Source organism: Paraburkholderia sp. BL6669N2 (assembly GCF_003387275.1).
In the GTDB taxonomy this organism is placed as follows: Bacteria; Pseudomonadota; Gammaproteobacteria; order Burkholderiales; family Burkholderiaceae; genus Paraburkholderia.
In genome coordinates this window covers 1271544-1296792 of the sequence record NZ_QUNA01000002.1, presented here as the reverse complement: position 1 = coordinate 1296792, position 25249 = coordinate 1271544, and the positions used below count along the sequence as shown (strand labels likewise).

At 64.4% G+C, this 25249-nt stretch carries 25 protein-coding genes; 15 read left to right on the top strand and 10 right to left on the bottom strand.

What is annotated here, in order from left to right; all coding sequences use genetic code 11:
- Positions 1–229: 229 nt before the first annotated feature.
- The 5 genes from lhpI to B0G80_RS28365 all read right to left on the bottom strand — a co-directional run bounded on the left by lhpI (position 230) and on the right by B0G80_RS28365 (position 4381).
- The gene (lhpI, locus tag B0G80_RS28385) at positions 230–1165 is read right to left on the bottom strand and encodes a bifunctional Delta(1)-pyrroline-2-carboxylate/Delta(1)-piperideine-2-carboxylate reductase (protein ID WP_116121335.1); all 936 of its coding nucleotides are present in this window, start codon (positions 1163–1165) and stop codon (positions 230–232) included.
- Positions 1166–1210: 45 nt separating this feature from the next.
- Positions 1211–2317: a TrkA family potassium uptake protein gene (locus B0G80_RS28380; protein ID WP_181920086.1), complete on the bottom strand. Its 1107-nt coding sequence runs from the start codon at positions 2315–2317 to the stop codon at positions 1211–1213.
- A gap of 93 nt (positions 2318–2410) precedes the next feature.
- Positions 2411–2662, bottom strand: coding sequence for a hypothetical protein (locus B0G80_RS28375; protein ID WP_116121334.1), 252 nt, complete (start codon positions 2660–2662; stop codon positions 2411–2413).
- 97 nt (positions 2663–2759) lie between these two features.
- Positions 2760–3392: a C39 family peptidase gene (locus tag B0G80_RS28370; protein WP_116121333.1), complete on the bottom strand. Its 633-nt coding sequence runs from the start codon at positions 3390–3392 to the stop codon at positions 2760–2762.
- Positions 3393–3427: 35 nt separating this feature from the next.
- Positions 3428–4381, bottom strand: a complete 954-nt coding sequence (locus B0G80_RS28365; protein ID WP_408969441.1) for an NAD(P)/FAD-dependent oxidoreductase — start codon at positions 4379–4381, stop codon at positions 3428–3430.
- 225 nt (positions 4382–4606) lie between these two features.
- Here B0G80_RS28365 and B0G80_RS28360 point away from each other — a divergent pair, with 225 nt between their 5' ends.
- The 3 genes from B0G80_RS28360 to B0G80_RS28350 all read left to right on the top strand — a co-directional run bounded on the left by B0G80_RS28360 (position 4607) and on the right by B0G80_RS28350 (position 7352).
- The gene (locus B0G80_RS28360) at positions 4607–4861 is read left to right on the top strand and encodes a helix-turn-helix domain-containing protein (RefSeq protein ID WP_116121332.1); all 255 of its coding nucleotides are present in this window, start codon (positions 4607–4609) and stop codon (positions 4859–4861) included.
- Between the two features lie 2 nt (positions 4862–4863).
- Positions 4864–6204 (top strand): type II toxin-antitoxin system HipA family toxin, encoded by a 1341-nt coding sequence (locus B0G80_RS28355; RefSeq protein ID WP_116121331.1) that lies wholly within the window; start codon positions 4864–4866, stop codon positions 6202–6204.
- A gap of 293 nt (positions 6205–6497) precedes the next feature.
- Entirely contained in the window at positions 6498–7352 is an 855-nt protein-coding gene (locus B0G80_RS28350; protein WP_116121330.1) for a helix-turn-helix domain-containing protein, read from the top strand.
- An 81-nt stretch (positions 7353–7433) separates the two neighbouring features.
- On the opposite strand, the gene B0G80_RS28345 is transcribed toward B0G80_RS28350, so the two are convergent.
- Positions 7434–9284 carry an ATP-binding protein gene (locus B0G80_RS28345; protein ID WP_116121329.1) on the bottom strand — a complete coding sequence of 617 codons (1851 nt, stop codon included), beginning with the start codon at positions 9282–9284 and terminating at the stop codon, positions 7434–7436.
- Positions 9254–9796: a molybdopterin-dependent oxidoreductase gene (locus B0G80_RS28340; protein ID WP_116121328.1), complete on the bottom strand. Its 543-nt coding sequence runs from the start codon at positions 9794–9796 to the stop codon at positions 9254–9256. Before B0G80_RS28340 ends, B0G80_RS28345 begins: the two co-directional genes overlap by 31 nt.
- 272 nt (positions 9797–10068) lie before the next feature.
- Here B0G80_RS28340 and B0G80_RS28335 point away from each other — a divergent pair, with 272 nt between their 5' ends.
- Positions 10069–11016: a phosphoribosyltransferase gene (locus tag B0G80_RS28335; RefSeq protein ID WP_116121327.1), complete on the top strand. Its 948-nt coding sequence runs from the start codon at positions 10069–10071 to the stop codon at positions 11014–11016.
- 16 nt (positions 11017–11032) lie between these two features.
- On the opposite strand, the gene B0G80_RS28330 is transcribed toward B0G80_RS28335, so the two are convergent.
- Positions 11033–12727 (bottom strand): ATP-binding domain-containing protein, encoded by a 1695-nt coding sequence (locus B0G80_RS28330; RefSeq protein ID WP_116121326.1) that lies wholly within the window; start codon positions 12725–12727, stop codon positions 11033–11035.
- 214 nt (positions 12728–12941) lie between these two features.
- On the opposite strand from B0G80_RS28330, the gene B0G80_RS28325 reads away from it, so the two are divergent.
- The gene (locus B0G80_RS28325) at positions 12942–13568 is read left to right on the top strand and encodes a glutathione S-transferase family protein (protein ID WP_116121325.1); all 627 of its coding nucleotides are present in this window, start codon (positions 12942–12944) and stop codon (positions 13566–13568) included.
- Positions 13569–13701: 133 nt separating this feature from the next.
- Entirely contained in the window at positions 13702–14265 is a 564-nt protein-coding gene (locus tag B0G80_RS28320) for a Fur family transcriptional regulator (protein ID WP_116121324.1), read from the top strand.
- A 146-nt stretch (positions 14266–14411) separates the two neighbouring features.
- Here the strand turns inward: B0G80_RS28320 and B0G80_RS28315 are convergent, their stop codons facing one another.
- The gene (locus B0G80_RS28315; RefSeq protein ID WP_106280663.1) at positions 14412–14924 is read right to left on the bottom strand and encodes a response regulator; all 513 of its coding nucleotides are present in this window, start codon (positions 14922–14924) and stop codon (positions 14412–14414) included.
- A gap of 479 nt (positions 14925–15403) precedes the next feature.
- Between B0G80_RS28315 and B0G80_RS28310 the strand changes: the two genes are divergently transcribed.
- The gene (locus B0G80_RS28310) at positions 15404–16123 is read left to right on the top strand and encodes a ribonuclease activity regulator RraA (protein WP_116121323.1); all 720 of its coding nucleotides are present in this window, start codon (positions 15404–15406) and stop codon (positions 16121–16123) included.
- An 81-nt stretch (positions 16124–16204) separates the two neighbouring features.
- Here B0G80_RS28310 and B0G80_RS28305 read toward each other — a convergent pair whose 3' ends face one another.
- Positions 16205–16999, bottom strand: a complete 795-nt coding sequence (locus tag B0G80_RS28305; RefSeq protein WP_116121322.1) for a TetR/AcrR family transcriptional regulator — start codon at positions 16997–16999, stop codon at positions 16205–16207.
- A gap of 74 nt (positions 17000–17073) precedes the next feature.
- Between B0G80_RS28305 and B0G80_RS28300 the strand changes: the two genes are divergently transcribed.
- The 8 genes from B0G80_RS28300 (at position 17074) to B0G80_RS28265 (ending at position 25239) form a co-directional block, all read left to right on the top strand.
- Positions 17074–18609 (top strand): MDR family MFS transporter, encoded by a 1536-nt coding sequence (locus B0G80_RS28300; protein ID WP_116121321.1) that lies wholly within the window; start codon positions 17074–17076, stop codon positions 18607–18609.
- A gap of 375 nt (positions 18610–18984) precedes the next feature.
- Positions 18985–20250 (top strand): hypothetical protein, encoded by a 1266-nt coding sequence (locus tag B0G80_RS28295; protein WP_116121320.1) that lies wholly within the window; start codon positions 18985–18987, stop codon positions 20248–20250.
- 193 nt (positions 20251–20443) lie between these two features.
- Positions 20444–21520, top strand: coding sequence for a TAXI family TRAP transporter solute-binding subunit (locus tag B0G80_RS28290; RefSeq protein ID WP_116121319.1), 1077 nt, complete (start codon positions 20444–20446; stop codon positions 21518–21520).
- Positions 21521–21709: 189 nt separating this feature from the next.
- Positions 21710–22597 carry a DMT family transporter gene (locus tag B0G80_RS28285; protein ID WP_116121318.1) on the top strand — a complete coding sequence of 296 codons (888 nt, stop codon included), beginning with the start codon at positions 21710–21712 and terminating at the stop codon, positions 22595–22597.
- A 112-nt stretch (positions 22598–22709) separates the two neighbouring features.
- Complete coding sequence (sapR, locus tag B0G80_RS28280) at positions 22710–23606, top strand: sap1 transcriptional regulator SapR (RefSeq protein ID WP_116121317.1); 897 nt, start codon at positions 22710–22712, stop codon at positions 23604–23606.
- A gap of 22 nt (positions 23607–23628) precedes the next feature.
- Positions 23629–24192 (top strand): D-alanyl-D-alanine dipeptidase, encoded by a 564-nt coding sequence (ddpX, locus tag B0G80_RS28275; RefSeq protein ID WP_116121316.1) that lies wholly within the window; start codon positions 23629–23631, stop codon positions 24190–24192.
- 55 nt (positions 24193–24247) lie between these two features.
- Positions 24248–24508: a hypothetical protein gene (locus B0G80_RS28270; protein WP_116121315.1), complete on the top strand. Its 261-nt coding sequence runs from the start codon at positions 24248–24250 to the stop codon at positions 24506–24508.
- A 137-nt stretch (positions 24509–24645) separates the two neighbouring features.
- Positions 24646–25239: a GNAT family N-acetyltransferase gene (locus tag B0G80_RS28265; protein ID WP_116121314.1), complete on the top strand. Its 594-nt coding sequence runs from the start codon at positions 24646–24648 to the stop codon at positions 25237–25239.
- Positions 25240–25249: the final 10 nt, after the last annotated feature.

The window sequence follows — 25249 nt, the reverse complement described above, 5'->3', positions numbered from 1 at the left end:
GCGCGGTGCCGGCGCACCGGCACTTCTTCTGGCAAACGCCTATGGTGCAACGTTTTGAGATTGTTTGCACGGCAACATGTGCCTCAGGTTCGCGCAATATGCCAACTCGGCGCGCTAAAGGCCTGTTTTCAGGACCTTTTTCGGTGTTGGCAGGCACGCCCTGTCCTGTCGCAAAGCATGCCCCGCAGGCCATGCGCGGCCCTCTCACGTGGGTTTTTCCCCCAAGCCTTCAACCTCCTGACAACGCCTCGCGCGCCACGCGGCACGCCGCCAGATCCCACGCTGCACAGCCGACGCTTTTAAATACGATCGGTTTTTTTTGCGGCAACGACGCTGCATTGTCGAGCACCGAAGCGATGCCGCCGACCTGAGCCCAGTCGACGCCCGCCTGAATGAAGTCGCCGGCTTCGTGACGCGCGCCGGCTTCGTCATCGACGAAAAGCGCGCTTTCGCCGAGGGTGCGCGCGCCGATCTCGACCATCGCCGGCGTGAATGCGCCGACGCCGATCACGAGGCGCTCCGCGCGCGCCGCCTCGTCGTAGACCGGCTGTCTGCTCGTGGTCAGCGCGATCACTACATCGACCGAGTCGGGGATCGTGGCGCCGGGTTGGATCAGCGGCTGAAGATCACGCGCCTTGCCCTGATGCGCGGCGCAAAACGCCTCGGCGCGCGCAGGCGCGCTGCCCTTCACCCACACTCGCGCGTCGGGAAACAGTTCGCCGATCGCCTCCAGATGGTTGAGCGCCTGCGTGCCGGTGCCGATCAGCAGGAATTCGCGCGGCGTTGCCGCGGCGAAAGTGTCGACGCCGAGCATCGAGATTGCCGCCGTGCGGCGTCCCGTCACGGTCGGGCCATCGAGGATGAAGAGCGTCTCGCCGGTGTCGGCGTCGAACGCCATCACCTTGCCGTGGATGGTCGGCAGGCCGCGCGCGTGATTGCCCGGGCATACGTTCACCAGCTTGTGGATCGCGAGATCGGGCGCGGTGGCCGGCATCGACAGCATGATGCCGTCTTCGTTGAGCGGCACGACCAGCCGCTCGGGACTCGCAATGCGCCGCTGCGCATAGTCGATGGTCGCGCGCTTGAGTGCATCGACGAGCGCGGCATAGGGAATCAGCCGCGTGGTCGCGGCGGCGTCGAAAGTCTGCGTGGTCGGCTGGGTCATGGGCAGGTTGTTCCGGTGTTTGGCAAAAGTTTGAGTTCGAATGGGCTAGCAGGCGGCGGGCGTCTCATTCGGCTGCCGCGACGACTGGATCAGCATCAACAGATCGCCCGCCTCGATCGGACACGGCTCGTCTTCGTAAAACGACAGCACGCGCCCCGCGCGCACGAGCCCCACCACCACCGCGCCCGGCAGCGCATTGCTCCAGCGGCCGATCTCCTGCGCCGTCGCCCGACGTTCGACCAGGTTGACACGGCCGCGTGCCGACAACAGGTCGTTCACGAAGGGCACGATGTATTCGCTGTCCACCGCGTCGGCAAGCAGTAAGCCGCCGATCTTGGTCGACGAGACGATCACGTTCGCCCCGGCCTGGCGCAATTGCCGCTGGTAGGTCTGCTCCTGAATCCGCACCACGATCTTGGTCTGCGGCGCGACGCTGCGCACGGTCAGCGTAAGCAGGATCGCGGTGGCGTCGTCGGTGACGGCGATGATCACCGCGCGGGCGATCTGCGCCTGCGCCTGCTGCAACAGATCCTCGCGCGACGGATCGCCGAGCAGGCCGGCGACACCGAGGGCCGTGGCCGCTTCGAGCGCCGCCTGCTGCGGATCGATCACGACGATCGATTCCGCGGTGAAACCGCTTTCCAGCAACTCGCGCACCGCGACCGAACCGCTCAATCCATAGCCGCAAATCACGACGTGATCGCGCAACTGCTTTTGCAGGCGTTTCATGCGGAATTCCTCGATGACGCGTTGAATGACGAACTGGTAGGCGGTGCCGAGAAACACGAACCAGATGACGATGCGGATCGGCACGATGAAAAAGGCGTCGATGAGCCGCGCGCGGGCCGTCACTGGCACGATGTCGCCGTAACCGACGGTGGCTACCGTCACCATCGTGAAGTACATCAGATCGACGATGCCGAGGACTTTGCGGTTGGCATCGCGCAAGCCGTCCCGATCGAGATAGAGCACGGCGAAGGCGAGCACGCACAGGCCGACCACCAGATACACGCGCTGCAACAGCATGCGTTGCGGGGAAGCCGCCGGCCGCGTGAACAGCGTGCGTGGGCGCGGCGCCTGCCAGGGCGTGCGGGCGCGGCGCGGCAAACGGAAGCGCGGCAGACGTGGCTCCGGCTTGGGTGAATCAGGCACGCGGCGGCTCCCGCAGTCGATGACAAGCGATTCTACGACGCCGGACGCGCCGCGGGGCCGGATCGCGAAAGCGGGACGCTAACCGCCCCGCCGTCACTGCGATGTATTTTTATCGGCGCCCTTCTTGCCGCCCTTGAACATGGCGCGGCATGCCGGGCTCAGTTCATCGACGTGCTGCTTCATGCAGGCGGTGATCTTGTCTTCGTTGGGAATGTCGGCGGCGCAAAAATGCATGGCGTCGCCTCGGCAGGCCTTGGTCTGTTCGTCGCGGCTGGCCGCAGTCGCCGTGGCAGCGGAGCCAAGAGCAATCAAGCTGGCAGCAAGGAGGGCGTAGGTTCGTTTCATGGCGGTTCCGGTAGCACTAGGGTCGATACCGCCTATCAGCAGAAAACGGGCCCGATCAACGCCCTGACGTGCGACAAAAAAACGCCGCCCGCCGCGGCTAGCGTGCGATCCGGCTGAGCGTCATGCCGCGTCCCGCGTAGAAACGCGTCATGGTGTCGAATGGCAGATACACATCGGCCTGATGCGGCGCGATACCCGAGGGATTGTGGAACCACACGCCGTCGCGGCCGCGTCCGTGCAGCAGGATCAGATGACCGCCCTGGCGCTGATTGGGCCGCTGGGGATAACGGATCTCCGGGCTCACGGAGACAATTGCCAGCGTCTCGGCGTTCAGCCGCGCGGCCATGTCTTCGAGCGGCGCTTGCGGCAGCACGTCGACCCGAACGCTGAACGCGCCGGCCACCCATTCGGCAAACGGCCGGTAAATCAAACCATCGACGCCGCCATCCTCGCGCATGCGGTACACGCCATGCCGCAACGCTTCGTCGAGCAGCGCGGCGCGCGGCGCGTGATCGATGCGCCAATAGTCGAGGGCGGACTCGAGGCACGTCAGGCCGCACAGCCGCTTGGCCCAGAAGCGATAACGCTTCGGATCGGAGAAGCCGCTGCGCTGCCAGCCGGGATCGGCACACGGGTCGCCGTGCTGCTCGACGATCCGGCCGACCCATTCGGGGCTGCCCCATTGCGTGTAGTACGGCACGCCGACGTGGCGCAAAGTCGCTTCGTTCATGGGTGGTGCGAAAAAGGGATTGCGACAGAAGCTTTTTACAGCATGCTGCGAGGCCGTTGCATCGTGCCGTCGAAGAAACGCTGCAAACGGAACGCCGACAGATCGAGCGACGCCTGGCCGCCGTCGTTCAATTCCGCGAGCAGTTTGCCGACGATCGGCCCCATCGCGAAACCGTGGCCGCAAAAGCCGGTGGCGATGGTCAAGCCACTGACCTGCGGCGGCGCGTCGATCACCGGAATGCCGTCGGGCAACACGTCGATCAGGCCGGCCCACGATTCGACCACCTGCGCGTCTTTCAACGCGGGAAACAAAGCGCGCAGTTTTTTCAACGCCCGCGGCGCGTGGCCCACATCCGGCTGCGGATGCGGGTCACGCGGATGCAGCACACGCTCGTGTTTCGGCACGCCGCCCGGCAAACGCTCGCGCAGATCACGCAGGCTTGCGCCGTTCAGATGGAAGCTGAACTTCTCGCGCTGCGCCCACAGCTCCGGCAAGAACCACTTGAGCGCGCGGAAATGGCCAAGCGTCATGTCGACATCGACCTGCATGTCGTCGGCGAGATTGATCGCGCCGTTCGCGCGCTGCCGCACGCCGAGGCCGTGGCCCCAGAACGTCGACGCGGTGATGCGCGGCAGCGGATTGGTGCGCATGCAGGTGCCGCGCACCGCCTGCTGCGGCAGTTCGAGCCCGAGCGTTTTGAGCAGACGCCAGCTGCTCGCGCCCGCCGCGCAGATGAAGCGCGAAGTGCGCAGCGGGCCGCGCTCGGTGATCACGCCGGCAATCGCGCCGCCCGCGCGTTCGACGCCGATCACGCCGCAGCCCTCGAAAAACAGCGCACCGGCTTCCCTCGCGCGCGCCGCAAAGGCCGCCGCGGCGCGGCGCGGTTCCGCCTGGCCGTCGCTAGGCGTGTAGAGGCCGCCGAGCGCCGGCGCGTGCATGCCGGGGTCATCAAGGCGGGCAGGTTTTAAGTGTGGGCATAATCTTCGCAGGCGGCCTGCTTGTCCGCAATGCCGCGATGGCCGATGACCAGCGGCGCAGGCGGACAAAGGCGCGCGGCGGTGGCGTACGCGCTGGCTTCACGCCATTTATTCGCCAGACGCATATTTGCATTTTATTCGCGAAACAGATATTCGCAAAATATGCGTGACACGAATATTTGACAAATATGCCTGTCACGCATAAAGTGCATTTATTCGTTTCACAGATAATTTGCCATGCTGAATCTCATCGCCACACCGGACCAGGTCGCCCGGCTGCTTGCCGCCAGCCGGCGGCAAGCCGGCCTCACGCAGGCCGAGGCGGCGGCGCGGATCGGCGTCAGCCAGAGCCGCATCTCTGCCTTCGAAAGCGACGCTGCCGCTCTCACCCTCGCACAACTGCTGGCCTTGTGCGGCGCCTACGGTCTGCAGCTGCAACTGCGCGACAAGAGCCAGACGCTGCCCGACCCCACGCCATTGATCGAGTGGTGAGCATGGGACGGCAAACTCACTCGCGCGCACTCTCGGTCTGGGCGAATGGCGAGCGCGTCGGCGTCTGGCGCCTGCCCGCTCGCGGGCCCATGGAATTCGCCTACGAGCCCGCCTGGGTCGCATCGCCCGCGGGACGGCCGCTGTCGCTGTCGCTGCCGTTCACACCGGGCGATCTGGCGCACAAAGGTCCGCGCGTGCTCAATTATTTCGACAATCTGCTGCCCGACAGCGAGGCGATCAGAAAGCGCATCGCCCAGCGCTACCAGACCGAGACGCTCGACGCGTTCGATCTGCTGCAAGCCATCGGCCGCGACTGCGTGGGCGCCGTCCAGCTGCTTGCGGAAGACGATGTGCCGCAAGGCGTCGAACGGATCGAGGGCACGCCGCTCACGGAGGCCGAGATCGAGGCCTTGCTCGCGCGCACGGTCAGCAACCCGGCTTTCGGCGCGCCCGAAGAGGCGGACGAGTTCCGCATCTCGCTCGCCGGCGCGCAGGAAAAAACCGCGCTGCTGTGGCATGACGGCAAATGGCAGCGGCCGCACGGCGCCACGCCCACCACGCACATTTTCAAGCTGCCGCTCGGCCTGGTCGGCAACAAGCTCGCCGATCTCAGTACTTCGGTTGAAAACGAATGGCTCTGTCTGCGGATTCTGCAGGCTTACGGCCTGCCCGTCGCCAACACGGAGATCATGACGTTCGGCAAGCAGCGGGTGTTGAGTGTCGAGCGCTTCGACCGCCAAATGCATTCGAGCGGGCAGTGGCTGCTGCGCCTGCCGCAGGAAGACTTCTGCCAGGTGTACGGCGTGCCGTCGCATCGCAAATATGAAAACGAAGGCGGCCCGGGCGTGCTCGACCTCGCGCGAGTTCTGCAGCAGTCGGTCGAGGCGCGGCAGGACATCGAGACGCTGCTGGCAAGCCAGATTCTGTTCTGGATGCTGGCGGCGCCGGACGGCCACGCCAAGAACTTCAGCATTCGCCTGCTCGCGGGTGGCCACTATCGCCTCACGCCGCTCTACGACGTGATGTCGATCTGGCCGGTGGAAGGCAGCGGCCCGAATCAGTGGTCGTGGTTCAAGGCGCGACTCGCCATGGGCATGTGGTCGCGCAGCAAGCACGACGCGTTTCGCGACGTGCAGCGGCGCCACTTCAACACCATGGCGCTGAAGTGCTCGTACGGCGCGGACGCGGAACCGCTGATTCAACGGTTGATCGAACAGACGCCCGGCGTGATCGAGCGGGTCTCCGCAGAATTGCCCGAACGTTTTCCGGCCAGGGTCGCCGAACGGATTTTCAAAGGCCTGAAAAACTCGGCAGCGAAGCTCGGCACGATGTCTGCTGGCTAGACATTTCGTACGGCCGGCATCGCCTGACATATTTCTCTTTAGATGCAGCGAGGTTTCATCGGTAAAATACATTGATGCTCAATGCATAAAAAGATCGCCAAACGGTCCGTTTCGACTCTCGCATCGACGGGCCCGACGGCGGTCGTACAAAACGACAGACTGCGATACTTTTTACGGTACATTTGCTGTCCCCTGCGACGCCGCGTCTTTGCGCATTGCATGTGCATGGTCGCGCTATGCCTGTCGTATCGCACTCCCCCAGTACCCTTTAAGACGGCGGATTCTCACGCAGCATGGCCAACGAAACACACTCACCTGACTCCATCGCAGTCGCCGAGCGCGTGCGCGAGTTGATGAGCAGGCACGGAATCGGCAAACGCCAGCAGACCACGGAGCTGTGCCGCATCCTCGATCTGAGTTTTTCGCAGGGACACCGCAAGTTGCGCGGCAACAGCCCGTGGACGCTCTCGCAAATCAAGAAGGTCGCCGAGGTGTTCGGCGAACCGGCCGCCCAGCTATTCGGCGCGCAATCACTCGATCCCGGCATGGTCGGCGCGATCGCCCAGGAAGCCGTGTTCAGCATCGGCGCGATCGAACTGGCCTGCACGGCCTGGGTCGGCGCCGCGCTCGAGGCCGGCAGCCGCCCGGAATTTGTCGCGTACTCCCGGCTCGGTCAATGGCGCGTGGCACGCCACGACGGCACGCTTTACCAGAGCGCGTACGAGGTCCACAAGATCGAGATCTATCCGCGCCGCGCCGAAACCGACAAGCCCACCATCGCGGTAGTCGACGACGACCAGGCGAGCGCCGACAACCTGCGCGACTATCTGGAGCGCAGCGGCTTCGCCGCGGTGGCGATCTACGGACTCGCGGCGTTTGCCGACCAGTTGCAAACCCAGGTGTTCGACGGCATCGTGATCGACTGGCTGTTCGGCGCGCAGACCTCGGCGGCTGCGATTCGCGCGGTGCGCGCCTCGGAAAATCCGGACGCGCCGATCTTCGTGCTGACCGGTGAATTGCTGACCGGCAAGGCCAGCGAATCGGAGATCAGCCAGGTGATCCGCAATTACGACGTCGCGTGCTATGAAAAGCCCGCGCGCATGGCGATCCTGGTTGCCGATCTGTCGAAGCGGCTGAACCGGCCTTAGCGGATCCACCCGCGCCGACAAACGGCTGAAGGCGTGTGCTCAGGTTGATGCCCACCTTCGCCCGGCCGCCCGCGCTTCGCCTCACGCCGTATGCCGCGAAGTCAGCGCCCGCTGCAACGCGCTGCGGAGTTCCTCGTAATGTACCGGCTTTAATAACGCATCGAAGAACGGCTGCGAGCCGCCTTCCTCTTCCGCCTTCCCAGTCACTTCTGCCTCCGGCGCATACGCGCTGACCACGATCACCGGCACGCCCGCGGACGGTCCGCCCCGCTTGGCAAAGTCCGCGAGAAACGTATAGCCGTCGCGCTCGGGCATATGCAGATCCAGCAACACCACGTCGCAACGGCGAGTGTCGAGCCAGGCGAGCGCATCGTCGGCATTGGCGACGGCGTGCGCGTCGAAATTCATGTGCGCGACCATTTCGCTGAGCGACTCGCGGATCAGGCTGTTGTCGTCGACGATCAATACGCACGGACGCGCGCCGCCAGGCTCGGCGCGCGTCGCCACATCTTGCGGTTGCGCGGCGGCGACCGGCGTGACCGGAATCGTCACGGTGAAGGTGGTGCCCTCGCCGACCTTGCTCGCCACCTCGACGGTGCCGCCGAACAGCTTGACCAGCCCCTGCACGATGGTCAGTCCCATGCCCGCGCCCTCGAAACGGCGCGTGCGCGACGCGTCCAGCTGGGTGAACTCCTGAAAGATGAGTGGAATCTGCGCATGCGGCACGCCCGGCCCCGTATCGCTGACAACGAAGACCAGCAGCGCCGGCCGTTGCCGCAACTGCACGCGCACGGTGCCGGTTTCGGTGTAGCGGATCGCGTTGGTGACGAGGTTGTTGACGATCTGGCGAATGCGGTGCGGATCGGAATCGACCAGACCGCTCATGCCGCCCGCCTCGCTCTCCAGTTGCAAACCGCGCGCGGCCGCCGACATCGCGTGTTCGTCGACGATCGACGCCAGCAGTTCGCGCGGCTCGAAATGCTCGTGACGCAACTCGAGCTTGCCGGCACCGAGCCGCGCGTAGTCGGTCAGATCCTTCATCTGCGCCTCCAGATGCCGGCCCGCGGTTTCGAGCCGCTGGATCACCTTGCGGTCCGCCTCGGAGTGATAGTTGAAGCCCAGCAATTCGATCGACGACACGATCGCATGCAATGGCGTGCGCAGTTCGTGGCTGATCATGCCGAGAAACGCGTCCTTGGCGTGACTCGCCTCGCGCGCGGCGCGGCTCGCCTGGTGCTCGGCCTCGAGCGCCGCGTGCTGCTGATGCATCAGCCGTGTACGACGCCGTCCGTTCAGCACGAGCAACAGCGTCGCCGCCGCCGACAGCAACAGCAGCAACAGGCCGCCGGCGAACAGCATACGGCGCTTGTTGATGAAGTCGCGGTTCATCGCCTCGCGATCGGTGACATCGGCAAAGCGGCGGCTCAGCGCGAGATCGTTGACCTCGTTCCAATGCTGACGCAGTTGCGCGACGATCCGGTTGGCCTGGCTGCGGTCTTTCGGCAGCGCGTCGACTTCGGGTCCGATACCGCCCAGCAACTGATCGAGCGAATGGATTTCATCCAGTTGCCTTTGCAGCAGCGAGAGCTGGGTGGTGAGCCGGCGCGTGGAACCCGCCATCACGTGCAGCTTGGATTGCAGCAACTGATAACGCAGCATCAGCCGCTGATAGTCGTCGTCGACGCCCGACTGATACAGCAGTAGCTGATTCTCGAAGCGCGCGTAGGCGATTTGCAGTTGTGCGGCGTCCCAGTAGAAGCCGTCGTACGAACCGGTCAACTGCTCGGTGGCGCGCGGGTTGAGCAGATTCGCGTACAGCAGATAGCCGATCGCGCCGACCGGCGCCGCGAGCGCGGTCAGCCAGATCAGGACGTAGAACGCACGGCGCCACGGATGGCGCATTATTTGACGATGAGGGCCTTGATCTGCCATACGAATTTCGAATCGCCCGAGGCGCCCGTGAGTTCATCCGGGAACGCATCGCGCGGATAGATAAGGAACAGCGGCCCGAAGTCGCTGATCTTCAGGCGCCGGCCGTTCATGCTGTACGCAACGACCACGCCATAGCGATCGCAGTCCGACACCGGAATGGTGTAGGTATAGTCGTCGAGCGTATGGATCTCGACCTGGGTGCCATTGGCGCCGACTGTCTTCAGAATATCCGCCAGCAACGGTCCTGTGAAGGTGGCACGCGGCGTCCACGTGGTCGAGGTCGTGATCGAGTGGACCGGCAGCGCGAGCAGTTGCGCCTCGGTGAACTGGTAAGTTTTGTGCGCGGCGTCGGTAGTCTTGCCGATCTTGCCTTGCACGTCGAGCGATAAAGGCGTGGGCTCCGGCTGCGCCTGCGCGCTCCAGGCGGCCAGTGCGAGCACGAGGCCCGCGGCCCAGTGCACGCCCGTAACGGCGCGTTGTCGGTCATATACGCTGGCGGTCGACTTGGTCATGTGATTTTTTCCGTTATCTATTCTTCTAGCGGGCGGCTTGAAAGTCGCCGGCCCGCCGCCCCTTTGGCCTTGTTTCTTGTCCCTTGCGCCGGCCGCGGTTTCGCGTCGCGCGTCGGGTTACCGCGCGTCACCCCGACGCGCGATCTTTGAACCGCATGCATAATATCGCCAAAATTCTTTGTCTCAAAAACGAGGGCTCCCGGCCGCTTGAGCACCACCGGCCGCTCCCGTGCCAGAGACGCTCGCCCTACACGCGCCACGCCCTACGAGTCATGAACAAGCCGGTTTTGCCCCTGACGTACGAACAACTCGATCATTGGATCGAGTCGCTGCAGCCTGCCTTGCTGGCCGAGCGCTTCGCGATGGCGATCGGCATTCTGCGCGGCGGCGCGCCGCTCGCGCTGATGGTTTCGCACGCCGTCGGCACGCCGGTCGCCTTTCTGCGCTACGACCGCCTGACGCGCACAGTCGCCTGGGATTCGACGCTGCCGATCCCGCCCGCGGGCTCGACAGTGCTGCTATGCGAGGACATCGCCGGGCGCGGTTTTACGCTGACCGATTGCATTGCGTTTCTTCAGCAGCAGGGTCTCGTGGTCAGGACGTTGACCGGCGCCGTCGACGAGTTGAGCCGCACGCAACCCGACTATGCGATCGACGCGCGCGGCTACTTCGCGTTGTTTCCGTGGGAGCGCCAGGCGTACACCGAGCGATATCGCGACGACTGGGCGCGCGTCGAATCAGGCGCCGCGCCCGCGATGGCCGACGATCACGAATACGCCACCTACGCGATCGACCTCGACGGCATTCTGCTACCCGACGTGCCCCTCGCGCGTTACGACGAAGATCTCGCCGCCGCGCTCGCCGAGCGCGACGCGCTGCTGCCGTTCGAGGAGCTGCCGGAGATCGACTTGCAGCAGGTTCGCACGATCATCACCGGCCGGCCCGAGGCGGATCGCGCGCGCACCGAAGCATGGTTGACGCGGCACGGCTTCGGTCATCTGCAACTGGTGATGCGCACGCCCGACACGCACGATGAAAGCCCCGCCGGCAGCGCCGCGCACAAAGCCGCCGCCGCATTGCGCGGCGGCGTCACGCATTTCATCGAGAGCGATCCGGTGCAGGCGCTGCTGATCGCGCAGCAGGCGCCGCTCTTGCGGGTGATCTGGTGGGACGCCCACACGCAAACCGGCATGCTGGTCGGCGCGCGTGCGTGGACATGACCCGAGCGTCCGGGCGCTAGACCTCTTTCGCTTCCTTCACTTCGCGGCTGTCCTTGCCGTCACGCACATGCAGATGCCGCGCGGCGCGCTGCGACGCAACCACGATCAGCTTCATCGTGGCGCGCGTGGCGCCGACGAACAGCTTGCGCGCGATGCGTTCGTCGAAAGCCTCGAAGTCGACCTCCGTAAAAATCACGCATGGCGCCGCCTGCCCCTTGAAGCGGTAGATCGACTCGAACAGCACGTCGCCTTCACGGTACTCCGGGTTGCCGAACAGATCGTACGTGCCGGTGAAACTGCGCAGCCGATGCGGCCCGAGTTGATCGAGCGCGCTCATTGCCGAGCCCTCGCGTCCGCGAAACGACAGCACCACGATGTCCTGCTTGCGAAAGCCGAGGGAAAGCGCCTGCGTGATCGCGCGTTTGGTGGCCTCGATGCTGCCCTCGGCGGCATTCGCTTCGTCGTAGACGGAAAGCGAAATGTCCGAGCCGTCAAACGGACTGCCGGACGCGAGCGCCGCGGCGACCGGAACCGAAGCACCGACCACGTCGCGCACGTAATCGAGAATGTCGCGCGGACTGCGATAGTTGGTGGTTTCCTTCAGCGTGGTCCAGCCGGGCAGCGCGACGGGCTCGCGCATATACAGATTCTGCAGCGGGTCTTCGAGCCACCACCACGCCGCGTTGGGGCGCAATAGACGCTCGAGTGCCGCCACCCACGGCTGCTGGAAGTCCTGCCCCTCGTCGACGATCAGCACGTCGAATTGCCAGCGCGGATCGATCGGCGTTTCGGCGAACGTGGTTTCGAGCTGATCGAATACGTCGCCCGCCTGAAAATCCGGTGCGCGGCCCGCGTCGCGCGCGATCCAGTCGCAGAGCTGGTGATAGTTCGCCACCTTCGCTTCGGACGGCGCGACTCGCGCGATGTGATCCGCCAGCGGCCGGTTGAAGCACACGTATAGCGGCGTCTGGCCGCGCGCCACCGCGTCCTTCATGACCTGCACCGCAAGTTGCGTCTTGCCCGAGCCGGCCGTGCCGATTACGCGCAGCCGGAACGGCGAGAACTCGAGCCGCCGCGCCCAGGTCGCCAGACCGCCCGCGAGCCGCGTGACGAGCGTGCCCGCCTGGCCGACCAGCGCACTGGCGTCGGGGCTGAGCGCCAGTTCGTCGGCGAGGAAGTGATGGATTTTCGGCGCGCAGGCAAGACGCGGCTCATCCGCCGGCAAGGCTTCACGGATGATCGCCGCGAGCCGGTCTTTACGCGTTGCATCGACGATCCGCGCGGGGTTCACGCCGGCGATCGCCGCGTCCTTGACGATGTGGTCCGGACAGTACAGCAGTTCCTCGACGAAATACGTGCCCGCGCCAAACGCGGCGGTAAAGCGCCGATGCAGACTTTCGATGGTGTGCGCGAGCGCGATCGCCACGTTGCGCTCGGTTTGCAGATAGACCTTGACGAGCCCTTTCGGCGTTTCGCGCAGAAAGCCGGTTTTCTGTTCGACGATCATCACGCGTCCGGCCGGACTGACGATCACGAAGTCGGCTTCGCCGAACACCGAGAAGTTCTGGTTCAGGCGCGTCCAGTGCACGCCGTGATAGACGGTGTAGCCATCGGGCAGCGCCTCTTCCAGCAAGGCCAGCGTTTCGCGTTCGCGAGCCGCCGCGCCGGTCGCGGCGAGGCTCTTCCAGTCGTCGGGAACAATGCGGGCCATGCGTGCCTCGTCGGATTCGGGTGGGCTCATTGTACGCAACGCGCATGCATTCCCGAATGGCCGCCGGGGCGTCGTTTTCGGACGTGCCTGCCGCCGTGTTTATGCGCCCCTTTGCGGCGCCGCGGCGAGCAGGATCGCGCTCATCGTGTATCGTTACCGGTTGAACGCCGCGCGATGGGCGCGGCTTGCCAACGTAAAAATAAGGATTTACCGGATGATTACGATCTGGGGACGCGCCAATTCGGTCAACGTCCAGAAAGTGTTGTGGTGCTGCGATGAACTGGTGCTGCCGTACAACCGTATCGACGCCGGCCTGCAATTCGGCCGTAACAACGAAGCCGACTATCTCGCGATGAACCCGACCGGCAAGATCCCGACGCTGGTCGACGACGACTTCGTGCTGTGGGAATCGAACTCGATCCTGCGCTATCTGGTGCTGCAATATGGCGAAGGCAGCCTGCTGTATCCGTCGGAGCCGAAAGCGCGCGCCAGCATCGACCGCTGGCTGGACTGGTCGTTGTCCACGCTGCAGCCCGCCGAACGCCCGGTGTTCTGGGCGCTCGTGCGCACGCCCGCCGCCGCGCGCGACGCCGCCAAACTTGCCACCGATTTCGACGCCGTCACCGTGCTATGGCGCATGCTGGACACGCATCTGCAAGGGCGCTTCTTTCTCGAAGGGGAGAAGTTCACGCTGGCCGACATTGTGATCGGCGCCTACGCCAAGCGCTGGTTCGGACTCGACGGCGTGGCGCGTCCGCCGCGGCCGAATCTGGAACGCTGGTATTCGCGTATTGCGACGCGTACGGGGTTCAAGAAGTACGTCGACTTCGCTTTGACCTGAACCATCAGGTCGCGCGTGGTCCGTGCTCTGGCCACGCGCCCGACTGTCCGATCATGCCGCGCATGGCCAGGACGGGCGGCCGGTCGAATAGCGCGCCGCTACAGCGAGACGCGATGGCCTTTATAATCGACGCATGAAGACCGCCAAGCCCGCCGCGACCGCCGACAAAACCGCCTCCGCTCACTCGGATGAGCCGGGGCACACACAGGGTGTTTCGCAGGAAGCCGCGCTGACACTCGCGGAAGAATATTGCCGCGAACGCGGCGAAAAACTCACGCCGATCCGCCGTAAAGTGCTCGAATTGCTGCTGAATTCCGGGCGCGCCACCAAGGCGTATTCGCTGCTCGACGAGATGCGCCAGATCCATCCGGGCTCGGCTCCGCCCACGGTGTACCGGGCGTTGGACTTTCTGCTCTCGGCAGGGCTCGTGCATCGAATCGAATCGATCAATGCCTTCACCGTCTGCCACGATCTGACGCAATGCCAGCACGGCATCCTGGTGGTGTGCCAGCAGTGCGGTAACGTCACCGAATTGCATCAGCCGAAACTGCGCCAGGCGCTAGTCGCGCAAATCGAAGACTCGGGCTACCGTCTCGCGAGCGATGAAATCGAATTGAAGGGGTTGTGTTCTGCGTGCCAGGCGTTGGAAGCCGCGGCGTCGAGCAAGGATTCGGCAACGCCTGTGGCCGTCAAGTAACGGCGTCAACGTCTGGCGACGTTCGCGAGCCGCACTTCGCCCCGCTTTGCCGTCAAGCCAGTCGTCTGAAGAATCTGAAGATACGACGTCTCGCGACACGGCTGTTGAGCCGCGCCGCGAATTCATTCGCTCGATCGAAGCCTGATTCAGCCCGCTGCGCGAGCGTCAATTGCATCGTGCAGCAGCGTCACGAGATCTTCGGGCAAAGCCGGCTTGGTCATGAAATGCTGGAAGCCTTCGCCAATGCTGCGCAAGCGGTAAGCGTCGTCGGTGTGGCCGGTAAGCGCCACCGCAACCGAAGGCGGATGGTCGCCGCGTATCTCGTGGTCGCGCAAGCGCTGGATCAGATAGAAACCGTCCATGGCGGGCAGTTCCAGATCGCATACCACGGCGTCGGGCAACAATCGCAGCGCCGCCTCCACGCCCTCTTCCGCATCCGCCACAGCGACGACATGCGCGCCTTCTGCTTCGAGTAATAAGGTCAACGATTCCCGGCTGTCCGGGTCGTCTTCTACGAGCACGATCGTGGCCTGATCGAGTCTCAATGCTCCGTTCATTTTCCGTTGTTGCTCAAAAAAACCGGTTAGGCCGTCCGACTTGGCCAACGTTTCGCCCTGCTGCTTGCCGCCGATGTGCGCGGCTGCGCTATTGCTATTCATGGTTCCGACTCGATTTCATGCGCGGAGTTGCAACCAGGCCGAAGATTGTAAAGCATGGCCGGGGCGCCAACGCGCGCGCACAGTAACGCGCCAAAATTGCACGCCGATGAAAAACCGGCCCTAGGTGCCACAGTCACGGCTCTCCGATGCCGACCCGATTTGCCGTGGCGGCCCGCGCAAACCCCATTCGCACGGCCTCTCCCGCCCGACGTTTCTTTTCCCTTTCCTTTTCTTGTGCGATGCCGGCAACCTGGTTGATGCCGCCTGCATGCACATCCACACCAGCTACAGCACGTTGCGTGCCTCGCCGGCCCCGGCGGCCGACGAAAGTCTCACGACGCGCAGATTGGCTTGCCGGCTGTCTGGGGCGCTATCATCGTGTCGACGAGACCGCGCCGAACTTTGCGCCGCCACGGCGCCGCGCGGCATCCGGTCGCCATACCCCGTTTGCGCTTCCAACCTTGAGGCCGCCCGACACCATGTCCGATCTCGACTCCGCCACGCTCGAAGCACTCCGCCAGGTCAGCACTGCCACGCTGACGACTCAATTATTCAAACGCGGCCTGCGCAATACATTCATGCGCGGCGTCGCGCCGCTCGCCGCGCATGGCGGCGCGAATCTGGTCGGGCCGGCGTTCACGCTGCGCAACATTCCGTCGCGTGAAGACATCGACGTGCTCGAGCTGTTTGCCGATCCCGAGTACGCGCAGCGCAAGTGTGTCGAAACGATTCCGGCCGGCCATGTGTTGGTGCAGGATTGTCGCGGCGAACGCGGCAGTGCGTCGTTCGGTTCAATCCTGACGCAACGCTTGCAGGTTCGCGGCGTGGCGGGCATGGTGTCCGACGGCCCGGTACGGGACAGCACGACGATCGCGGCGCTCGGCATACCGGTGTTCTGCGCGGGGGCGAGCGCGCCGCCCAACCTGATTCGCCATCACGCGGTGGATATCAATGTGCCGATCGGCTGCGGCGGTGTTGCGGTGTTTCCGGGCGACGTGATCGTCGGCGATGCGGATGGTGTGGTGGTGATCCCGCTGAAGATGGCGGCAGAGGTCGCGCAAGCCGCCGCCGAACAGGAGCAACTTGAAGCGTTTCTAACCGAGCGGATTCGTGACGGCGCCGCGTTGCCCGGCACTTACCCGCCGAACGAAGCGACCAAAGCCGCTTATGAAGCGTGGAAGCGGAAACGGCAAGCATGAGACGACGTGGCGCGGCGATGGGTGATGGGTGATGGTGGATGGTCTATCGCGCAGGCAGGGTTCAGAAAGCGTCGCCGGACGTCAACCGGCCTTCGCCGGACCGATACCTTGCACCAGCAAAGCCACCGCATGCCGCGCGATTTCCGCTCCACCGATATTGCGGCGCAGCGGGTCGTTGCACCATAGCTTCGACGTGGCAAGCGGCAAAATCGTCAGTCCCAATAACGTGACAAAGACGAGCGCGGGTTCCAGCCCCGCGTTCAGCCGCCCTTCCTTCTGCCACCGGGCAATAGCCGACAGCGACGCCTTCTGGTGCGCGTTGCCGAAGCGCTCGTGCATGCGCTGGCGCAACAGGCCGCCGTCGCTGATTACCTCGCGCACCCACAGCGATGGAAACCACGGATGCTCGTCCGCCACCTGTACCAGCCGCTGCGCGAGTTGCGTGATGGCCGCGACCGGATCGTCGGGGTTTTCCTGGAACGGCACGCCGAGCCCCGCGCGCAGCGGCGCGAAACGTTCGTCGATCAACACGTCGAGCAGCTGCTCGCGCGTCTTGAAGTAGTAATGCATCATGGCCGGCGTGAAACCGGCCTCGCGGGCAATTTCCCCAAGCGTGGTGTCGACGATGCCCTGCCGCGCGAACAGCACGAGCGCGGCGTCGAGCAGGCGGCTGCGCTGCTCCGGTCCGCGCGCCGCGCCGGGAGGCCTGCCCGGCCGCCGTGCCGGCGCGACCGCCGCCTCTGCTTGCACCGACGAACCGCTCGCCCGGGTTTCGACACCCCGACCGGGCGCGGAACGCCCCTTGCGAACCTTCACGGCGGCCGTATCAGGCGGCGCGCTTTTCACGCTTCGATCGTCGGACGGAATCCTTGCCATTGCTTTCAATTTGACTGGCGACGCGATGTCGCATATATTAATCTCTGAGTTAATTAATTTCAACCCGCGATGCCATGGACCAATCCACCACGACACAACCCGCTGAATTGACGCAGCCCTATGCGCAGGCAACCGCGCCCGCAGCTGATCATCCGCCGATTCGCCTGCTTTTTCCGGCGCTGCTGCTGGTCATGCTGCTCGCCGCGCTCGATCAGACAATCGTTTCGACGGCGCTGCCTACTATCGTCGGCGACCTGGGCGGCCTCAACAATCTCGCATGGGTGGTGACTGCCTACCTGCTCAGCTCGACCATCGTCGTGCCGCTGTATGGCAAATTCGGCGATCTGTTCGGCCGCAAGATCGTCTTGCAGACGGCGATCGTCGTGTTCCTGGTCGGCTCCGCGTTGTGCGGCGTCGCGCAGGACATGACGCAGCTCATCGTGCTCCGCGCGCTGCAAGGTCTCGGCGGCGGCGGCTTGCTAGTGGTAACGATGGCCGCCATCGCCGACGTGATTCCGCCGGCCGAACGCGGCCGCTATCAGGGCGTGTTCGGCGGCGTGTTCGGCCTTGCAACCGTGATCGGACCGCTGCTCGGCGGCTTTCTTGTCGAGCATCTCTCGTGGCGCTGGATCTTCTACATCAATTTGCCGCTCGGCATCATCTCGCTCGTCGTGATCGGCGCGGTCTTCAGGCCGCACGTCCGCCATGTGAAGCACACCATCGACTACATGGGCGCCGCGTTTCTCGCCGGCGCCCTCACCTGCATCATCCTGTTCACGAGCCAGGGCGGCACGATCCTGCCGTGGTCGTCGCCGCAACTCTGGTTCACGCTGGGCATGGGGCTGGTAGCGATCTGGGGTTTCATCCACGAAGAACGCAGCGCGGTCGAACCGATCATGCCGCTCGAACTCTTCAGGCAACGCACGTTTTTGCTGAGCAGCCTGATTGGTTTCATCATCGGCGTATCGCTGTTCGGCTCGGTGACGTTCCTGCCGTTGTATTTGCAGGTGGTCAAAGGCTCGACGCCAACGGAAGCCGGCATGCAGATGCTGCCGATGATGGGCGGCCTGTTCCTGATGTCGATGGTGACCGGCCGGGTGATCAGCAAGATCGGCAAGTACCGCATGTTCCCGATCACCGGCACGTTGCTCGTGGCGGTCGCGATGTTGCTGCTCGCCCGCCTGCAGATCAGCACGCCGATTCATGTGATGTATATCGACATGGGCATTCTCGGCTGCGGGCTCGGCATGGTGATGCAGGTGCTGATTCTCGCGGTGCAGAATACCGTCGAGTTCAAGCATATGGGCGTGGCGACTTCCGGCGCGACACTGTTCCGCTCGATCGGTGGATCGATCGGGGTCGCCGGCTTCGGCGCGGTGTTTTCCAACGGCCTCGCCGCGCGCCTCGAAAAGCTGATCCCACCCGACACCGAGCTGCCGCATGCGCTCGGCCCCGCCGCGATCCATTCATTGCCACAAGCGTTGCGCGACGATTATCTGCACGCATTCGCGGGCGCGTTGCACACGGTGTACCTTTCGGCTGCGTGCGTGGTGCTGCTGGCCTTTGCGCTCGCATGGCTGCTGAAGGATCATCCACTGCGCAAACATTGACTGTTTTCCCGCTTGCTTCGGGCGCTTGATGCGTGCGCTTAATGACGAGGCCGGACGCCATGCGCGCCGGCCTCGTTCTGTTTTCGCGCTCCGTCGATTCGTGTGAAAAAACCCCCGCGTCCGTTCGTCCTGCCGATATAGCGGCTATTTCGTCCTACCTACCAATGTTCGCTGGCGCACATAAGATAGGTAGCAACGGCGATTGACGTTCCGATTGAAACCCCACATATTGCAACCAGCGGCAGCGCAAGCGTGGGCTGGCCGCCCAAGACTCTCCGGCGCATGTGGATCGTGATTCCCGCGGACCTGGCTGCCGCTTCAACATGATCCGGAACATGCCGTAATGGCATCGTTTTCCAAAGGTGGGTCCACAGCATGTCCACCCAGACACTACTCGGCCACAGTTTTCCGACGCCTTGCAAGCGGTGTGGCGGCGCGCTGTACCGGCAAGTCGACTATTGCCCCTATTGCGGCGAGGTGCATCCACTCGATGCGGGTCCGCACAAGCGCACCGTAATTCCCGGCAGCCGCGCCAGCGCCATGAACAAAGCAGCGCAAAAAAACAGCCTCGACCCGGCGGCAGCCGATGAAACCGACCCCACGACCCGCGTCGCGTTCATGGACGACCCGGTCCGTGCCGAAGCCGTGATGCCTGCGTCAGCACTCGTTTCAACGGATAGGCCGATCGCGCCTCTTCCCGCCATGCCTTATGCGGAGGGTCGCGGTTCAATCTCGCTGCGTAAGATGCTTTACGCGATCGGGGCAGTTGGCGTAATTGGCCTGGCGTATGTCGGATATGCGCTATTCAGTGGGCGCGATGGGTCGAGCGGGAATAACGAGCAGCCTGCCGAGAGCGAAACTGCTCAGGATGCCAGAACGACGACCGGCACGATCGCACTGTATTCGCCGACCCAGTCGGCCAACCCGTCTGCCGCCGCGGGCAAACCCGCCACGTCCGTCAATCCCGCGAAGCCGGTGCAAGCGATACAGGCGATGCCGGCAACGCCCGTCGCACCGACGGTGGCCGCTGTGCCCGCGAAGCCCGCGCCGCAGTTCCGCGATGCAGCGCAAGCTGTGCAGGCGGCGCGTCTCGCCTCCCGCGCCAACGATCTCTCTTCGGCGCAAGCCGCACTCGGCGTCGCACAAACGATGCAACCGGGCAATTCCGACGCCGAAGACCTCGCGACAGAATTGAAGCCGCTGACCGCCCGCCGCGACGCCGCCTTGCAAGCCGCGCAAACTTGCGCCGCGCAGCAGTCGTGGCCCTGCGCACGCCAGTACGCCAACGAGGCGCTCACGATCGACACCGGCAGCGACACGGCGAAGTCCATACTTGAACGCGTGATTCGCGAGACCGGCTGGGCGCCGCTCAATCCGCGTGGCGCGGCCGGCGCGCCGTCGCAAGGCAAGCCGTCGGCGCAAGCCGCTCTGTTGTCACAGCAGGTAGTTCAATCGCAAACTCCGCTGTCCAAAGGTCTGCCGCCGAAAAGCGAAGTGATAGTGGCCGCCCCGCGCTCCACCACCGCGACGCCCGACGGCAATAGCGTCGAGGCGCGGGAACGCGCCATCAAGGACTCCGGCTGGAAACGTCCGGCGACGAATGCGGCGAAGCCCTCCGCGGGTGGCTCACCTGGCCAGTGATATATAGTTTGGATACCGAATCGTATAACTAGTCTGCCCGGGAATGGCACGTATCGGCGCCTTTGGTTTGAGAGGTAACAGACGGACGTGGCAGGCGCGGCACATAGAACATGACATGGCAATCCGGCTCACTGGTGCTTCGTGCGCGTCGACGCGCGAAGTCATACGAACCTGACCGATAGGTAGAGAGACCATGCTGAAGAGACTTCTCACGGGATGGCTGGGGCTGGCGTTGATGGTCGTGTCTTCGCTGGCCTGCGCGGAGCCGGCGCATTACAAGATCGTCACCGGACCGGAACGGGGCACGTATATCCAGATCGGCCAGGATCTGTCGAAATGGGTTGCGCAGCCGGCGGGCATCGACCTGGAAGTGATGGCGTCGAAGGGCTCAGCTGAAAACGTGCAACGCATGCGCTTTGAGCCGGGCGTGAAACTGGCGCTCGTGCAATCCGATGTGTACCAGGCTTACATCGACATGGCCAATGCCGGCAACGCCGACGCCGGCACGGCGATCCGGCCGCTGCGGCTCATCATGCCGCTTTACGACGAGGAAATTAACGTCGTGGTGCGCGCGGACTCGCCCCTGAAAACTCTCGCCGATATCAAGGACAAAAGCATTAGCGTCGGCCTGATTGGCAGCGGAACCGCGCAATCGGCCACGACGCTGTATCACCTGATGTTCGGTCAGGCGATACCCGAGCAGAACATCCAGCATCTCAGCAATGAAGATGCGCTGGCCGCGTTGATCGTGAAGAAAGTGGATGTCGCGATCATCGTGGTCGGACAGCCGGCCAAACTGTTCAACGATATGAATCCCGACCTGTTGCAGCAGATCCGTCTTCTGAAGGCCGATCCGGCCGCACCCGAAACCAGCCGCGCCAAACAAACCTATTTCCCCACGACGATCCGCGCGACCAGCTATCCGACCTGGCTCAAGGAAGATGTCCCCGCGCTGACCGTCAAGGCGTTTCTCGTCACCTACGATTATGGCCTGCGCGACACCGTCGGCAATCTCAACCACTTTGCCGACTCGCTCTGCGCCAACTTCGACAATCTCCAGGAGCACGGGCATCCGAAATGGAAGCAGGTGAAGCTGGAGTTGCCGCCGCTCGTGCGCGGGTGGAAATACTACTCGCCGGTTGAGAAACATCTGCGCGCGTGCCTCACGAACAAGAACGCCGCGATGAACGCCACGGCGGCCCAGCAGGGCACACCGAAACCGCGTCCGACGTGTACGGATCAGGAGCGCTTGCTTTTGCTGTGCAAGTGAGGTGGGCCCATTGGCGAGCGAATGTTCAGCCGCGCCCCCCAACGTCCGCGTTCGGCGTGACGCCGGCCCCACCGCTGTACCGCCCCATTCCTCGGTACAGTTTGGACGATTTGCACCGATCCGTACCTTACTGTCCATAGCCGGATAGCGGATGCTATCAATCCTCTTTCCCGCGCACGGACTCTCCCGATGGACAAAACGACGAATGGCTGGCTGAGCGGCTTCATAGGGGTGTTGATCTTCAGCGGCTCGCTGCCGGCCACGCGCGTCGCCGTGCAAGGCCTCGACCCGCTATTCCTGACGGTCGCCCGCGCGACGATCGCCGGCACCCTTGGTCTGCTGCTCCTGCTCGTATTCCGGCAGGCGCGGCCGTCCCGCCCTGACCTGATTCCGCTGGTGATCGTCGCGCTCGGCGTGGTAATCGGATTTCCGTTACTGACGGCGCTGGCGCTGCGCCACGTGAGCGCGGCGCATGCCGTCGTGTTCGTCGGCCTCCTGCCGCTCGCCACGGCGATCTTCGGCGTGCTGCGCGGTGGCGAGCGTCCACAGCCGGCGTTCTGGCTCTTCTCGGCGCTCGGCAGCGGCGCGGTGGTGGCGTTTGCCCTGCGTCACGGCCTTGACGCATCGCCACTCGGCGACGCGCTGATGCTGGCCGCCATCGTCGCATGCGGGCTCGGCTATGCCGAAGGCGCGCGCCTGTCGCGCCACCTCGGCGGCTGGCAGGTGATCTCGTGGGCGCTCGTGCTGTCGTTGCCCCTCATGCTGCCGCTCGCGGTGTGGACACGGCCCGCCTCGCTCGACGGCGTCAGTCAGGCGTCGCTCTGGGGTCTCGCCTATGTGTCGCTCTTCAGCATGCTGATCGGCTTCGTGTTCTGGTATCGCGGCCTCGCGCTCGGCGGCATCGCGGGCGTCGGGCAGTTGCAGTTGCTGCAGCCGTTCTTCGGCTTGCTGCTCGCGGGACTGCTGCTGCACGAGCAGGTGCCGCCCGCGATGATTCTGGTTACCGTCGTCGTGGTGGGCTGCGTGGCGGGCGCGCGGCACTTCTCGCGGGCGGCGCCGGCGCGGCCGGCTGTCTGATGCGTGCCCGGCATCGACTTTCGAGAACCCGCGCGGCGCGGGCGGGCGGGCGGGCGGGCGAGTATGTCATCATTCCACGTTCGACTAACCACCACCCAGCGCCGCGACCACGATGCCGACCGCTTTTGCTCAAACCGTCGAAGCCCGCTTTGCCGAACTCACGCCCACTTCCAAGCGCGTTGCCAGCTACATGCTGGCCAATCTCGACCGGCTCGGCCTCGAAACCGCCGACCAGATCGCCCAGCAAGCCGGCACGAGCGGCATATCGGTCGGCCGTTTCCTGCGCAGCGTCGGCTATCAGAATCTCGACGACCTGAAGCGCGAACTGCGCGGCGCTCAGGAGCGTCCGTGGCTGATCACGGACCGGCTCGATGCGTTCCGCCGCGCCGCCGGTCAGCACGACGGCACCACGCCGGCCGCTAGTTCGCCTGCCGAGCCCAACCCCGCGCTCGCCCATTCGCTCGAACTCGAAATCGGCGCGATCCAGCACGTTTACCAGCTCGCGCAATCGCCAGTGTTCGCGCAAGTGGTCGAGCGCATCTCGAACGCGGATGCCGTCTACATTCTCGGCATTCAGTCCACGCGCGGCATCAGCAACGCGTTCTACAGCTACCTCGAATACATCCGTCCGCGCGTGTTCTATTCAGACGGCATGTCGGGCTCGTACGTCGATTCGCTGAACGCCGGCTTCGAATCGCCGTATCTGATCGTCACCGACACACGCGCCTACTCGAAGGTCGCGCGACGCTATTGCGAAGCCGCCACGCGCCGCGGCTTGCCCTTCGCGCTCGTTACCGACATTTACTGTCCGTGGGCGCGCGAATTCAACGGCGACCTGCTGCAGGTGAAAACCGACGTCGGCCAGTTCTGGGATTCACTCGCGCCGCTCACCTGCCTTTTCAATCTGCTGATCTCGGCGGTCGTCGAAAGACTCGGGCCGCGTATCGACGAACGTGTCGCGCGCAACCGCGAACTGCAAAGCGAATTCGATCAATTCGACGACCTCTGATGCACGCCACGTCCTTCGCCTCATGACCGACCATCGACTCATCGAAATCACGCCCGCCACGCATGGCGTGGATCTCGACCTCGTCTACGCCACCGCGCGCAACCTCACCGGGAAACCGATCTACCGGGCGGCGCATTGTCTTCTGCTCGAACCAGCGGAAGCGGCACTGCGCCGTGCGGTCGAACTCGCCCGCCAGATCGGCACGACATTACGCATTTTCGATGCATACCGGCCGCCGCAAGCGCAGCAGGTGCTGTGGGATTTTCTGCCCGATCCGACCTACGTGGCGGACCTGACGCGCGGCTCGAACCATAGCCGCGGGACGGCGCTCGACCTGACATTGCTCGACGCGCACGGCGAAGAACTCGACATGGGCACCGGCTTCGACGCCATGACGATCGAATCGGAGCACTTTCATCCCGGCTTGCCGGAAGAGGTGCAGCGCAATCGCATGCTGTTGCTGGGTGTGATGCATGGCGCGGGCTTCACGCACATCAAGAGTGAATGGTGGCATTACGAGTTGCCCGGTTCTCGCGCATTGCCGCTGATCGACAACAGCGCGAGCGGGCCGCTTCGCCTGATGTGACGATCGATCGCCAGGAAAACAGGTATCCTCACCGGCTCGTTCAGAAGGAGGATCCATGAAGTTTTCAATTTGCCTGGCGGTTGCCGCCCTGACGGTTTCTGTCGGCGCGTATGCCCAGACCACGCAAACCTTCCGCTTCGGCGAGGGCCAAAGCTCGCTGCCGTCCGGTCATGCACAGGCCCAGCAGACGCCGGCTCCGCAGCAATCCGCCGAACAGCGTGCGCCGACAACCGAGGCCAAACCGAAACATAAGGTCAGGCATAAACGGCATCATCGTGGGTACGTGACGCAGCCCGATACGTACTCGCATAGCTAAGCGGTGCCAGGCGCGTGGGCGTGGGTGTGTGTCACCTTCGCCATATGTCGCGGCGATTTTTGACTCGCTTCAAATTCGCGCGCGCGGCGGGCATAGTCAAGCGTATCCGCCGATTGATCGCCACGACAGGACCACGTATGAGCATCACCCGCACCACGCCCGCCACTTCGGGATCAGCGTCCGCAACCGCCCCGCTGATCCGCGACGCCACCGAAGCCGATCTTCCGGCGATCCAGGCGATCTACGCCCACCACGTGCTGACCGGCGTCGCCTCGTTCGAAGAAACCCCGCCCTCCGTCGACGACCTGCGCACGCGGCTCGCGTCGGTACGCAGCCACGGGCTGCCGTACATGGTGGCGGAGATCGACGGCGAGGTCGCCGGCTATTGCTACGCGACGCCTTATCGACCGCGCGCCGCGTATCGCAACACCATCGAAGATTCCATCTATCTGAACGACGCCTATCGAGGCCGCGGTCTGGGGCGCATGCTGCTCCAGGCGCTGATCGAACGCTGCGAAACCGGACCATGGCGTCAGATGGTCGCCGTGATCGCGGACGGCGGCAGCGGCGGTTCGCTGTCGCTGCATACGCAGTTGGGTTTCGAATTGACAGGCACGCTGAAGGCGGTGGGCTTCAAACACGGCCGCTGGCTCGACACGACGCTGATGCAGCGCGCACTGGGCAAGGGTGATTCGAGCGTGCCGGACGACGTGTCGGCAGGACGCGACTGAAGCGCCGCGC

Bases quoted from the DNA above. Each gene is read 5' to 3' on its own strand.
- B0G80_RS28350 (WP_116121330.1), top strand. From the start codon at position 6,498: ATGGCCAACGAAACACACTCACCTGACTCCATCGCAGTCGCCGAGCGC.
- B0G80_RS28320 (WP_116121324.1), top strand. From the start codon at position 13,702: ATGAAGACCGCCAAGCCCGCCGCGACCGCCGACAAAACCGCCTCCGCT.
- B0G80_RS28325 (WP_116121325.1), top strand. From the start codon at position 12,942: ATGATTACGATCTGGGGACGCGCCAATTCGGTCAACGTCCAGAAAGTG.
- sapR (WP_116121317.1), top strand. From the start codon at position 22,710: ATGCCGACCGCTTTTGCTCAAACCGTCGAAGCCCGCTTTGCCGAACTC.
- B0G80_RS28330 (WP_116121326.1), bottom strand. From the start codon at position 12,727: ATGGCCCGCATTGTTCCCGACGACTGGAAGAGCCTCGCCGCGACCGGC.
- B0G80_RS28335 (WP_116121327.1), top strand. From the start codon at position 10,069: ATGAACAAGCCGGTTTTGCCCCTGACGTACGAACAACTCGATCATTGG.
- B0G80_RS28305 (WP_116121322.1), bottom strand. From the start codon at position 16,999: ATGGCAAGGATTCCGTCCGACGATCGAAGCGTGAAAAGCGCGCCGCCT.
- B0G80_RS28285 (WP_116121318.1), top strand. From the start codon at position 21,710: ATGGACAAAACGACGAATGGCTGGCTGAGCGGCTTCATAGGGGTGTTG.
- B0G80_RS28315 (WP_106280663.1), bottom strand. From the start codon at position 14,924: ATGAATAGCAATAGCGCAGCCGCGCACATCGGCGGCAAGCAGCAGGGC.
- B0G80_RS28375 (WP_116121334.1), bottom strand. From the start codon at position 2,662: ATGAAACGAACCTACGCCCTCCTTGCTGCCAGCTTGATTGCTCTTGGC.
- B0G80_RS28295 (WP_116121320.1), top strand. From the start codon at position 18,985: ATGTCCACCCAGACACTACTCGGCCACAGTTTTCCGACGCCTTGCAAG.
- B0G80_RS28290 (WP_116121319.1), top strand. From the start codon at position 20,444: ATGCTGAAGAGACTTCTCACGGGATGGCTGGGGCTGGCGTTGATGGTC.
- B0G80_RS28370 (WP_116121333.1), bottom strand. From the start codon at position 3,392: ATGAACGAAGCGACTTTGCGCCACGTCGGCGTGCCGTACTACACGCAA.
- B0G80_RS28270 (WP_116121315.1), top strand. From the start codon at position 24,248: ATGAAGTTTTCAATTTGCCTGGCGGTTGCCGCCCTGACGGTTTCTGTC.
- B0G80_RS28355 (WP_116121331.1), top strand. From the start codon at position 4,864: ATGGGACGGCAAACTCACTCGCGCGCACTCTCGGTCTGGGCGAATGGC.
- B0G80_RS28300 (WP_116121321.1), top strand. From the start codon at position 17,074: ATGGACCAATCCACCACGACACAACCCGCTGAATTGACGCAGCCCTAT.
- B0G80_RS28345 (WP_116121329.1), bottom strand. From the start codon at position 9,284: ATGGCAGATCAAGGCCCTCATCGTCAAATAATGCGCCATCCGTGGCGC.
- B0G80_RS28340 (WP_116121328.1), bottom strand. From the start codon at position 9,796: ATGACCAAGTCGACCGCCAGCGTATATGACCGACAACGCGCCGTTACG.
- B0G80_RS28265 (WP_116121314.1), top strand. From the start codon at position 24,646: ATGAGCATCACCCGCACCACGCCCGCCACTTCGGGATCAGCGTCCGCA.
- lhpI (WP_116121335.1), bottom strand. From the start codon at position 1,165: ATGACCCAGCCGACCACGCAGACTTTCGACGCCGCCGCGACCACGCGG.
- B0G80_RS28310 (WP_116121323.1), top strand. From the start codon at position 15,404: ATGTCCGATCTCGACTCCGCCACGCTCGAAGCACTCCGCCAGGTCAGC.
- ddpX (WP_116121316.1), top strand. From the start codon at position 23,629: ATGACCGACCATCGACTCATCGAAATCACGCCCGCCACGCATGGCGTG.
- B0G80_RS28360 (WP_116121332.1), top strand. From the start codon at position 4,607: ATGCTGAATCTCATCGCCACACCGGACCAGGTCGCCCGGCTGCTTGCC.